This is a genomic window from Bradyrhizobium sp., assembly GCF_035570375.1.
Taxonomy (GTDB): domain Bacteria; phylum Pseudomonadota; class Alphaproteobacteria; order Rhizobiales; family Xanthobacteraceae; genus Bradyrhizobium.
In genome coordinates, this window is sequence record NZ_DATMLW010000024.1 from 44168 (window position 1) to 55925 (window position 11758).

The following is an 11758-nucleotide window of genomic DNA, read 5'->3' on the forward strand; positions in this document are numbered from 1 at the left end:
ACTTCAGCCTTACGAATGTTGATTTTGCCGCGCCGAGCGGTCATGAGTGACGCAAACCGGTTGTTTCTTCAGCTTGGCATTTTCTGATGTCTGAAACCCCAACGCGCGACCCCTCGCAGGACCACGCCATGTCGGTGGCGGCAATCTGGTCGGAACGGATCGAATCCGAGGACAATGTGTGGACCCGCCGGCTGGTGCTGTTTCTGCGCATCATGGCCGTCATCTCCGTCCTCAAGGGTCTCTACCACTGGGCGCAGGTCACGGGCTTCATCGGCGGCGAGGAGGAGGCCTTCGAGAACCAGCCGCTCGCCTGGCAAACCGCGACTGTGTATTTCGCGGTCATCGAGCTTGTCGCCGGGGTCGGGCTCTGGCTTGCGACGCCGTGGGGAGCAGTGGTGTGGCTGACCACCGTGGTGTCGATGGCGGTGATCGAACTGATGTTTCCGGCGATCTACGGTGGCAGCATGGTGGTGGTGACGTTCGAGGCCTTGATGCTGGCCGCCTACCTCATACTGGCGTGGCTGGCAGCGCGCGAACGGCCGCCATAGCGCGGACATCGTGAGGCGGCCTGGTGTCCCGAATCCGAAGTTCGTACTCCCTTGCAGCGCCCTCTTTTACGAACTTCGGATTCGAGAGGACACTGGCAATCTATGATTCTGGTGTGGTTTTGGTTCAGAAGTTCTCTTGGTGGATTCGTCGCACCAATGAAGAGAACTTCTAAACCACCACACCAGCGCAAAACCGGTTTTGGATTTGCGAGAGTTTCACGGTAACCTTTCAGTCACCTTCAGCGCCGGTCACACCTGTTACGCAGGCGTTTCGAATTTTAACGACACTGTTCCCATATGCGACAGCGCTTTTAGACGAAGCGTGAACAGCGTCGTGCGAGCGTCAATGAAAGGTTGCGAAAAGCCCTTGTCTTGCAGGCTTAATCGGCGATTCACTCTCTTAAATTCATGATCTCTTTATTGTCTTATTTAAGCTGATCTTCAAACGATCCCCTTAAGTTGCAGCTTACAGGCGGGACAAAAGTTTCGTCGAATAAGTCGATAAAACGACAACAAGGGAAGTGTCATGATGAAAGCCGTTGCAACGGCGGTGGAAACCGCTGAGCGCGCTCCCGGCCAGGCATCCGTGCAGCCGCTCTATCTGGAAGCGTTGACGTTGGTCGAGCGGCTGCATCGCCGCCTTCTCGACGTCATCAAGGATGAGTTCGATCGCCGCGGCCGCTCGGATATCAATTCGGTGCAGGCGCTCTTGCTCTACAACATCGGCGACAAGGAGTTGACCGCGGGCGAGCTGCGCACGCGCGGCTACTACCTCGGCTCCAACGTCTCCTACAATCTGAAGAAGCTGGTCGAACTCGGCTTCCTCGACCATCAGCGTTCGCGCGTCGATCGCCGCTCGGTCCGCATTCGCCTGACCACGCAGGGCCAGGAGATCCGCCGCGTCGTGGACGCGCTCTATCAGAAGCACGTCAAGACCGTGGAGCAGGTTGGCGGCATTTCGAACGAGGAGTTCGCAACGCTGAACAAGTCGCTGCATCGCCTCGAGCGCTTCTGGACCGACCAGATCCTGTATCGGCTCTGAGGTTGTTTCGGCCAAGCCGGCCTCGACAAGACCGGCGGCCAGTTACATACCAAGCCTTGCAAACGCATCGACCCGGCACTTTCCGGATCGGTGCGTTTGTCTTTTCGAAAAACGTTCCTCCCGCAAAAGCAAAAATGCATTTGGCCGGATGGAACTTTTTGGGCGCAAAAACGCTTGTCCGTCTGTGTTGGAGGATGGTCATGCTGGTTGAGCGCGGATTGCGGGTGATGAACGTGGGGGTGGTGGGCGAAGCCTATGCCATTGCCGCGCATTACCTGTGTCGCTCGGGCGCCATCGCCGACGACTTTGTGACGAACGAACGGCTGCTCGCCATCATCATTCAGATGTTCGAGCACGGCGAATTCAACAAGATCAAGCTCGCCAACAAGGCAATCGCGCAGTTCGAAGCCGAAGAGCTGGTCTAACCCGAGAGGAAGATATGGAAGCCGCCATCGACCGCATCATGATGACTTACGATCTCCTGCTCAATCGCTCTGCCGCGGCGAGCGCTGAGGCACGCATAAAGGTGACCAAGTATGTCACGAAGCTGTTCGAGGCCGGCGAAACGGACATGCATCGGCTCACGGTGTGCGGGCTCACCTATTTGCGCGAGCTCGACGGCTCGAACGATCCGGTCAAGGCCGGGTATACCGGGCTCTAGCGCTCGGCTTTCGCCAGCAGGCCGGCGCGTGCATCCATGAAACCGTCAACCGGTGGCATGGAGATGTCGTGCAACGGCGGCTGACGTCTGCGGTGGCGCATGTTGTCGGTAATTCCGTCAAAGCACTGGCTCAGGATGTTTCTGGCTCAATTTCCAGGCAGTTGCTTGTAAAACATCAGCTACCCAAGCGAGGTTGTTGGCTCAAACGACAATAACCGACGTTTCCCGCAACGCGGCGCAATGCAAATGTCCGACGTATGGTCATTTTGCAGACATTTGGCGAGTCGAGGCTGATGTCCGCCCTTGCGCGGAAAGCCGACGTTTGAGGCATGCACCATACATTTCATCACCCTTTATCCGCATGTATGCTGCGTGCGACACCCGCCTCGGATTTTCGGCTTCGAATGCCTGAATGCCGCGTCTTGCGAGAGAGGTCACACTTTGCCACCATACCGTTCAAGGGGGAGAAACGATGACCAGAACTCTGGACCATACTCGCTGCCGGCATCGGCCTTTTCGCTGGTCTTTCGGTGCCCGCGCAAGCGGCTGACGTGTCACTGGCGCGCCTCGACTGCGGCACGCCACAGGCGCCCACAGCCGTCAATCAGCGCTTCTCGGATACATATGCCTACGGCGAGCTGAAGCTCCAGTTCGTCTACAGTTGCTATCTCGTCAAACATGGCGACGATTATCTGCTGTGGGACACGGGCCATGCCATGACCATGCCCAATGTCGCGCCAAAGGTGAGCCTGGTCGATCTGCTGGCAAAGATCGACGTCAAACCCGATCAAATCAAATATGTCGGCATCAGCCATTATCACGCCGATCACACCGGCCAGATCGCCTCCTTTCCGAAAGCAACCCTGCTGATCGGCACCCGGGAATGGGACGCGATCTCCGCCCCCGAGCCTGCCCAGGGCGTGAACTTCAAGCCGTTCGAGAGCTGGCTCAAAGGTGACAGCGCGGTCGACGCGCTGGCACTGGGCCCCGACAAGGACGTCTTCGGCGACGGGACGGTGATCGTGCTGCGCACGCCAGGGCACACGCCGGGTCATTCCAGCCTGCTGGTCAAGCTGGCGCAGATGGGGCCGGTCATTCTCAGCGGCGATGCCGTCCACTTCCGCGAGAATTACGATTCGGATGGCGTGCCAATATTCAACTACGATCGGGCGCAGACGATTGCTTCGATCCAGCGCATGAAGCAGATCGTATCGAATTTGAAGGCGACGCTGATCATCCAGCACGATGCGCGCGACGTCGGCAAATTGCCGGAGTTCCCTGCATTCGCGAAGTAATTGCCGGCTCAGCGATTGAATGCGAGGAGCGGCCCCCGAAGCGTGATCGAGCCCCCGCGGCCGGTCCCGGACGAACCGTCGCGGGCGGCCGAAGCGCTCTTCGTCGGGATACGGATTCGTCCATCGTGCTGCCTTTTTCCGAATGCCTCTGATAAACATCTGCGATCGAAAACCTCCGGGAAACCCTCCATGCTCGTCCTGCATCATCTCAACGACTCCCGCTCGCAGCGGATCTTGTGGCTTCTCGAAGAGCTCGGAACTCCCTACGAAATGAAGCGATACCAGCGCGATGCAAAGACAAGGCTGGCGCCGGTCGAATTGACCGCCGTTCATCCGCTCGGCAAGTCGCCCGTGATTATCGATCGCGATATCAGAATTGCGGAATCCGCGGCGATCGTCGATTACCTCATTCGAACCTACGGCAAGGGCGCCATGATGCCCGCTATCGGTACGGGCGAATACGAGGCCTACAATGAATGGCTGCACTATGCCGAAGGCTCAGCTATGCTGCCATTGATGCTCAACCTCTATGTCTCGAGATTGAAGGAGGCAGGCAAGCCGTTGCATCCGCGGATCGACAGCGAGATCGCCAACCATCTCGGTTATGTCGAGGGCGCACTTAAGGGCAGGGAGTTTCTCGTCGGCAACGCGCTCACGGGAGCCGATATCCAGATGAGCTTCGTCGCCGAAATGGCCAAAATATTCGAGAAGCTCGCACCGTATCCGAACCTTGCCGGCTGGCTCGCGCGCATGCATGCCCGTCCGGCGTTCCGCCGCTCGGTCGAAAAAGGTGGCGCCTATCGCTTCGCGGATTAGGACTAGTGCGGCGAATTTGAAGTTCCTATCGGTATCGCGGCAAGTTGGTGATAGGAACTTCAAATTCAAAGCCGCACTAGAATTAAGGAGTTGCTAGAGCTCCTTTGATTCCGAAGTTCGCATCAGAGGTCGCCGCGATAGCTTGCGAACTTCGGAATCGGAGCTCTAGTGCGGCGAATTTGAAGTTCCTATCGGTATCGCGGCAAGTTGGTGATAGGAACTTCAAATTCAAAGCCGCACTAGCATTAAAAAGTTGGTAGAGCTCCTTTGATTCCGAAGTTCGCATCAGAGGTCGCCGCGACAGCTTGCGAACTCCGGAATCGGAGCTCTAGTGCCGATGAGGAAGCTGGAAAATATGAGACGCTGGTCCCGACTGGGTTTGCTGCCTCTGTTCGCGGTCGCCGCTTGCACGCAGTCAGCGATTTTCAACTCGTCCAGCACGAGCCCGCCCGGCAACGATGCTTCGGCCAGCAATGGCCCGGCCGCCGGCAAATCCTATGCGGCGTCTTCCGATAAATCGATCGGAAACGCCTCCCCGGACCGGTGGCAGCCCCCGCCCGATCCAGTGATCAACGAAGACCTGCCCGGCACCGAACGGATTTCCCTCCTGCCCGCCAAGGTCGGTGAATGCGCCGACACCACCATCACCTCGATCACTGATCGGTATGGCGCTGACTTGGCGCCGGCGAATTCCAAGAAGGGAGCTGACAGCGGCACGATCGTCAGATTCAGCAACTCCGGCGTTCAGGTATCCCTTGTGAAGGAACGCGCAATCGCCCGCTCGCAGGTGTTTGACAAGGTCAACATGTGCCTCGTCGAGATCCCCAGGGATTGTCCAGCCGAAATCCGCGGGCGGGTCTACAAGACGACCAATCTGAGGACCGGGGAGAGCTGGAGCCTGGCCAATGATGTCAAGAGCTGCGGCACCTGAGCCAAGGGGCGGCGGGCAGAACGCGTGGCGCGAAAGCAAAAAAGACGACTCGGGCGACGGGACGAATGCCTGGTGCCGCGCCGGATCAGCCTGCGAAGCGTCGAGGGTTCCGCATATCCGACCTGCCGGGCGATCTGCTCGACCGACAGGCGGGTGGTCTGCGGTCTCAAGCCTGATCTGCTGGACGAACTGAATTGGTGAAACACCGCATGTCGCCGGGACGCGCCGGGCAAACGTTCGGGGCGCCAGCGCGACGGCTTCGGCAAGCTCCTGGATCGCAAAGTCGCGCGCGATGTTATCGCGCACCCAGTGTGGTTTGCGGTAACGGCACGCCGAAATTGGGTCGGCTGCCCGACGGGCAATTTTCGAATGCGTGTTATGCGAAATTTGCCCGTCGTGCCAATCTGCCGCATGCACGCGGCATTGTTCGGGACCCCAAATCACCAGCATGATTCGCGCCGTCCCGCACCCCTCAAGAGGGGCGCTTCGCGATCGTCACGAACGTCGGTTTCGGTTTGATGGTGACCCGAGCCGGCCACAGGTCGTTCATCCTTCAGTATCGCGCAAGCCATCGGTCGCGGCGGATGTTGATCGGCGACACCAAGAAGATCGGTCTCGACAAGGCCCGCAAGGAAGCCCGCAAAGCGCTTGGCGATGTTGCAGGCGGCGGCGATCCGCTGGAGGAACGTAAAAGGGCGGAGTGGCAGGCGGAAAACACCCTTGAGGCGATCTGCAAGGAATACCTGAAGCGAGAGGGGGTTCGGCTGCGAAGCAAGAGCCAGATCGAGGGCGCTCTCAGGCGGGTTGTCTATCATCCCAATAAGATCGGTTCCCGCCAGATCGAGGATATCCGGCGATCCGATATAGTCCGACTTCTAGACCAGATAGAGGATGAGCGCGGCCCGGTGGCCGCCGATTTCTCGCTTTCGATTGTCCGAAAGATCATGAATTGGCATGCCCGCCGCTCGGATGATTTCCGGTCCCCGATTGTAAGCGGCATGGCGCGGTCTAATCCAAATGAGCGCAAGCGCGAACGGGTGCTATCCGATGACGAATTGCGCGCCTTCTGGAAGGCTTCAGGGGAACTTACCGGGCCGTTCGGGCCGCTACTGCGGTTTATTTTGCTGACAGCCGCCCGTCGAATGGAGGCCGCCTCTCTGACCTGGAACGACATTGTGGGCAACGACTGGATTATCCCGGCTGTCAGATACAAGACCAAGAACGAAACCGTCCTGCCGCTTTCCAGGGCCGCCCTAGAGGTGCTGGCGTCAATCCCCCGAGTCGATGGTGTGGATTATGTTTTCAGCACCGGCACAAGGCCGATAGGCGGATTTAGTCAGTTCAAGGCCAAATTTGACAGCAATTCCGGCCTTACTAATTGGACGATCCACGATCTGAGGCGGACGGCGCGAAGCCTGATGTCTCGGGCAGGGGTTTCAACCGACCACGCCGAGCGCTGCTTGGGGCATGCAATGGGTGGCGTTCGCGGCACCTATGACCGTTACGCTTACCATGCCGAGAAAAAGCGAGCGTTCGAGGCCCTGGCCGCCCAGATCGATAGAATCATAAACCCTCAGCACAACGTAGTGCCGATGAGGAACACTGCGGCCGTCGAACTCGACTGTGCAAACAAAAGCCCCGCGGGCGAGGGCGGGGCTAGGTAGGGGATGCGGTGCGAGCACCGCAAGCCGATCATATTTGCTGTGGCCCACAGCGTCCACACACATTTGCCGCGGCGCCGGGGCTATTTCACCCGCTTGCCCCGCTTCATGCGGCTCCGCGGCGGTGGCGGGACTCGGGGGCCTTTTTAGGGATGCCTTATGTCGAAACAACAATCCAAGCTAGCGCTGTCAGCGCGACGGCGAAAGCAAGCATTAAAACGACGCCTAGAAGGTCTCGGTTTAGCACGGCGCTGCTCCCTTGCTAGAGTAGGGCGGGAGCGCGGACTGGTCTCTCTGTCACCGATAGGGGGCCAGAAGGCAGCGCGGTGATGTCCACGACTAGGCGCTTCTTGTATGCTTAAGTCCATCTAATTCGCATTTGCCGCGGGCGGGTTAGTCCCGCCAAAAGTCCCTGAATCGCGTCTGGCTTAGCGCCGGGTACCGAGTCGTATGCGTGATCGAGACGTGCCCGAGCCAATCCTGAATTGCCCGCGTGTCGATGCCGTCGTTGGCCAGCTTGTAACCGCAGCTATGCCGCAGCATGTGGAAATGGACCGGTAGCGCCAGGCTGGCACGCTGGCCGATAATCTTGACCAGCCGGTTGATGGCATCCGGCGTGAACGGCGTGCCGCGCTCGGTGCTTCACTGGCCCGTGTTCACAAGAAATCGGCTCCAAATCACAAGACGTGATCGCAGCGTGTGTTGTACCGCAGAACAGATGGCTAAGATGAAACCTGTTCCGTAGCCGGGGGGACAACTACACAATGCCGAAACTCGCGACGTGCAAATCGTGCGAGCGTCAGATCAGCACGAATGCCGGGTACTCGTACTATTGTCCGCATTGCGGTCACACCTACCGGCGCTCGTTCTTTCAGACTTACCGCAGATTCCTTTGGATGATGCTCGCCCTGCTGGTGGTCGGGTTCGGTTACGCTTTGATTGCCTCTTGACTGCGCTAAGCGGCCTTCTACGCAGACGCCACGCTTATCAAGAAAAGCCGTTTGCTGAGTCAGGGAAGGCTCAGGATTCAGTTTGCGTACTGGCGGTACATCCCTAGCCCTATTTTTAGCCTGTGGTTGGCGCACCCGGTTTGCATTTGTGCCCCACCGTAAGGCAAGGTGCCTGATTTTAGGCACGCTTGTCGCATCAGAAAAAATTATTGGCGGTTCTAGGAACTACTGCCTTCGCCCAGCACTTCCTGCACTCACCTACAGTGTGCGGGGCTGCGTCATGGAACCAAGATTTATTCAGTTGCGTGCACATCAGAAGAATATTGATCGTTATAAGCTCAAAACCAGGTTGAGCGAGACTCTTCTGTTAGTGCTGTTCGCCATCTTCAACTTCGTCCTATTCATTTCGACGTTAATCTCTCCACCCCGAAGGCAAAACGCATGCCGCGTAAACCGTGAAGAGTCACGGGAAAACCTGTCCATTCAGCGAAGCGCAAACGCACCACCAAGCCTCTGAAGCCAAGGACAAAGGCTCATCCTGGAACGGCGGCTGGCGCTAATTTCCAGGATGGAACGTGAGCTGGAGAAACTGAGAAACTCCGTAGGAGGTGCTCGCTTATCCCATACCCTGTTCGATAAAAGCCATATCGTTCGCCGTCGGGCGACTCATTTTCCCCAGATGTTGCGGATCCGCTTGTCAGCAATCGCCGTATAAACGACAGTATTCGCGATCGAGCGATGCCCCACGAACGCCTGAAGAGTGCTTGTATCGACTCCGCGGGCCGCCACCCGAGCATTGAAAGTCTAATCCTTAAATCGCTTTATGATGAGAATGGAGAGAATGGCGCTCACATAAAGCCAGCACAGGACCAGAAGCGGGATCAGGATAAAAGCAGACAGTCCAAGTACCACAGAAACAATCCAGCCGAAGCCAAAATAGAAGTGCAAACCGCGAAGCCAACCAATGCGGCAGCAATGTCAAAATCAATGAGATGGTCGTTGAGGAATTGCTTCACCGCGCTTTCCTCCTCACACGCTTGCGCTTGCCTCGAAGTAGCCAGCCGTTTCCTGAAGCTGGGAGGCACGCTACAGCGCGTTTGCCGCGGCCGAATTATCTCACACCCTAGCTACGGAAACGCGCCCGCGTGGCAGCGGAGAGGCTGGGGCATGTGATTTCACTTGTCATCGGCTGCTGATGCGGGACCCGGCAAAAGAAAACCCCAGCTTGGGCGAACCGGCTGCTAGTAGGTAGCGCAAATCACTGATGCCATCAGCAGCGGAAATGACAGTCTGGAATGTCGTCGTGAGTAGAGGCTGATGATCGCTGCAGCGAAGAAAGGGACCGAAAGGATATGTAGGATCGTCGTCATGGCGAGGAACCTAGCACATGTTGTAAGGCGCCGGGCAGGTCCGATTCGCCACGCGGACCGGGCTATTTCACCCGCTTGCCGCGCTTCAGGCGGCGCTTGCGACGAAAGGGGAAACGACGCCATGCACCAAACCGGTGCCGACACCGAGCTCCTTGCCGATTTTCAGCACGCCCATGCCGCCCTTGTGGAGGCTCAGGATTCGCTTTTCGAGTTGGGCCCTTGTCATGCCCCAGCGTTCCTCATCGAGGCTCCGGGCGCCATCCTTGCGACGGCCACGGCCTAGCTTCACGCCCTGTGCCTTGGCTCGCTTCAGGCCGGCGTTGACGCGCTCGACAATCATCGAACGCTCGAACTCGGCGAAGACGCCGCACATCTGAAACATGGCGCGCCCCGACGGCGTGCTCGTATCAAGCGCTTGCTGGTGCAGGTAGAGATCGCAGCCGAGCGCCTGCAGCTCGTTCAAAAACCCGACCAAGTGTTGCAGGCTGCGGCCTAGCCGATCGACCGACCAGGCGGCCACCATGTCGATCTTGCGGGCAGTGGCGTCCTTGAGCAACCGATCGAAGCCGGGGCGCCTGTCCCGACCCTTGGCGCCGGAAATTCCGGCGTCCTCATAGATCCCGACCACTTCCCAGCCTGAGCGGGCAGCAACCGCCTCGAGCTCGCGCCTTTGGTTCGCCGTGGTCTGTCCGTCCGTGCTGACCCGAATGTAAATTCCAACCCGCTTTGTGATGATCGCCTCCAAGGTCGGAAGCAGCAGATCGGAAGCAGCAGAATAGATTTGCGACGCCCAAAAACAGCAACGAAAACAGCGACCGGAGTCGGCAGAAAACGGGGGTGTTTCCTCTTGATCCGGCCGTACGGCGCACCAGGGCGCGAAAATCCGCGGTCGCGCAAAAGCGCGGGCCCCGCGACATGCAGCCGCCGCAGCAGCGCAAGGCAGAGCCCGTGCCGACCCGATGGCAGATTTGCGATGCCAGGGGTCTGGCGGGAAGCCTACCACATGGTGCGACGGGCGACGGCTCGGCGTGGTGCGCGTGGGGCGACACAAGAAAAGGCCCGGCGATAACACCGGGCCAGTCACATTGCGGATGCGACAAGTTTATCACCGCCATGTGACAGTCGGACGACGGTGCGACGGCCCGGCGGTTCAGCGTGGCGCGCTCAGGCAGGCACACAAAAAGGCCCGGCACGCTTGGCTCGCGCCGGGCCCAAGTCAGGGAGGAAACCGCCCAGCCTGAAGCTAGGCCCTTCGATTGATGCAAGCTGCATGCCGCGCGGCCGACCGTGCCGCGGCCGATCGGGTTCCAGCGCGGAACCTTCACACCCTTGGAAGGGTTGTGATTCAGGAGGAATTTATCGCGGCTGAAACTGTCTCTTAAGGGGGGCTCGAGCAGAATGAGCACTCATGAAGGCCATATTGGCGATATTGGGCGTTTGGTTCGCGTCGAATCTGGCGATCTTCGCTTTCATCCTTTGGCGTCGGTCGCCGCACTTTCGGCAGCGTGTGTTTCGTCTGACCCTTAGCGCTTTCGTGCCGGTCGAACGTAAGCAGGCGCATGGCCACCGCCGGGATTGACCGCCGATCCGCATAATATCGCAATGCCGCCAAGCGGACCGTTGCGGGCGCGAGGGCGAATTAGGCGAATTCCAACTGAACCGAACGCCTGCCGTTCCCCTGCAGCAAACGGCCCCAGGGAACTGTTTTGACACCTGCCGATTGATTCCTCTCCAACACGCGAGGAGGAAGAGCTATGCGCCTTCATAGCCACCCCTAGTCAATTGACGTGGTCACCGTAATAGCCGCTGGCCTGTTGTCAGTGGGCTTCGCCTGTGCCCTAGCATCCCTGTGGATCGAGCTGGCCCACTAGACCGCGACCAATCCGACCCCGCCGCAGAGGCAGGCGCAGCGGAAACAAGAGCGAATTCGGTTCCTGTCAAAAGTGCCCAAGCGACGCAATAAACATTGCGAGACTCAACGCAAGCGTTAACGCCATGATGCTCCATTGCAGTAATACAATCGTACTCATTCCCAGTCTCCCTGAGCGACTGTGAAAAGCCGATGCGGTCTTGATGCGACACATCAATTGGCTCGAACGTAAGCCACGCGTTCACGAGCGATGTGTTAGCCATCCCACATTTCACGAAGACTTGATGGCCACGCGAGGCGTGCCGGATCATCGATGTGGCGAGCGGCGAGGTGGTCGGAGTGTGTTGCGCCGCGAGGGCAAAATCGGTATTTTTTAAAGTGAGGCGGGCGTGCGTGATGGGAGAGAGATGCGGGCTGAAGCAGATTGGATCGTTGCGATTGCTTTTCGGGGCTAAACTTTTGAAGTAGGCGACAGGATGATTCCGAATAGGCCCTTTTTGTTGAAGCGCCTTAGATCGGGACGGAGCGGTTCGGCCTCGCAAATCAAGGAAACCTGACCAGGAATGGTTTGAACAAACGACTGAAAGCCCCAATTGGCATCAATGTCGTCAACG

At 58.4% G+C, this 11758-nt stretch carries 9 protein-coding genes and 1 pseudogene; 8 read left to right on the forward strand and 2 right to left on the reverse strand.

Features of this window, described 5'->3' with window-relative positions; genetic code table 11:
• Window positions 1-86 precede the first annotated feature (86 nt).
• From VNX23_RS03205 to VNX23_RS03240, 8 genes are all read left to right on the forward strand, one after another.
• A complete protein-coding gene (locus VNX23_RS03205; RefSeq protein ID WP_325627730.1) occupies window positions 87-548 on the forward strand; it encodes a DUF6163 family protein in 462 nt (153 codons plus the stop codon).
• A gap of 526 nt (window positions 549-1074) precedes the next feature.
• A complete protein-coding gene (ldtR, locus tag VNX23_RS03210; RefSeq protein ID WP_325627731.1) occupies window positions 1075-1590 on the forward strand; it encodes a transcriptional regulator LdtR in 516 nt (171 codons plus the stop codon).
• Window positions 1591-1790: 200 nt separating this feature from the next.
• Entirely contained in the window at window positions 1791-2015 is a 225-nt protein-coding gene (locus VNX23_RS03215) for a hypothetical protein (RefSeq protein ID WP_325627732.1), read from the forward strand.
• A 14-nt stretch (window positions 2016-2029) separates the two neighbouring features.
• Window positions 2030-2251, forward strand: coding sequence for a hypothetical protein (locus VNX23_RS03220; RefSeq protein ID WP_325627733.1), 222 nt, complete (start codon window positions 2030-2032; stop codon window positions 2249-2251).
• Window positions 2252-2781: 530 nt separating this feature from the next.
• Window positions 2782-3546, forward strand: coding sequence for an N-acyl homoserine lactonase family protein (locus tag VNX23_RS03225; protein ID WP_325627734.1), 765 nt, complete (start codon window positions 2782-2784; stop codon window positions 3544-3546).
• A 189-nt stretch (window positions 3547-3735) separates the two neighbouring features.
• On the forward strand, window positions 3736-4362 hold the full coding sequence (locus VNX23_RS03230; RefSeq protein WP_325627735.1) for a glutathione S-transferase: 627 nt from the start codon (window positions 3736-3738) through the stop codon (window positions 4360-4362).
• Window positions 4363-4717: 355 nt separating this feature from the next.
• Window positions 4718-5293 carry a hypothetical protein gene (locus VNX23_RS03235; protein ID WP_325627736.1) on the forward strand — a complete coding sequence of 192 codons (576 nt, stop codon included), beginning with the start codon at window positions 4718-4720 and terminating at the stop codon, window positions 5291-5293.
• 491 nt (window positions 5294-5784) lie between these two features.
• Window positions 5785-6957 carry a tyrosine-type recombinase/integrase gene (locus VNX23_RS03240; protein ID WP_325627739.1) on the forward strand — a complete coding sequence of 391 codons (1173 nt, stop codon included), beginning with the start codon at window positions 5785-5787 and terminating at the stop codon, window positions 6955-6957.
• A 390-nt stretch (window positions 6958-7347) separates the two neighbouring features.
• Here the strand turns inward: VNX23_RS03240 and VNX23_RS30955 are convergent.
• Both VNX23_RS30955 and VNX23_RS03245 read right to left on the reverse strand, forming a co-directional pair.
• Window positions 7348-7575 (reverse strand): annotated as a pseudogene (locus VNX23_RS30955) (tyrosine-type recombinase/integrase); the annotation flags it as partial.
• 1784 nt (window positions 7576-9359) lie between these two features.
• Window positions 9360-10019, reverse strand: a complete 660-nt coding sequence (locus tag VNX23_RS03245; protein ID WP_325627737.1) for a recombinase family protein — start codon at window positions 10017-10019, stop codon at window positions 9360-9362.
• Window positions 10020-11758: the final 1739 nt, after the last annotated feature.

Coding starts and splice junctions, on each gene's coding strand:
- VNX23_RS03205 (WP_325627730.1), top strand. CDS start 87: ATGTCTGAAACCCCAACGCGCGACCCCTCGCAGGACCACGCCATGTCG.
- ldtR (WP_325627731.1), top strand. CDS start 1,075: ATGATGAAAGCCGTTGCAACGGCGGTGGAAACCGCTGAGCGCGCTCCC.
- VNX23_RS03215 (WP_325627732.1), top strand. CDS start 1,791: ATGCTGGTTGAGCGCGGATTGCGGGTGATGAACGTGGGGGTGGTGGGC.
- VNX23_RS03220 (WP_325627733.1), top strand. CDS start 2,030: ATGGAAGCCGCCATCGACCGCATCATGATGACTTACGATCTCCTGCTC.
- VNX23_RS03230 (WP_325627735.1), top strand. CDS start 3,736: ATGCTCGTCCTGCATCATCTCAACGACTCCCGCTCGCAGCGGATCTTG.
- VNX23_RS03235 (WP_325627736.1), top strand. CDS start 4,718: ATGAGACGCTGGTCCCGACTGGGTTTGCTGCCTCTGTTCGCGGTCGCC.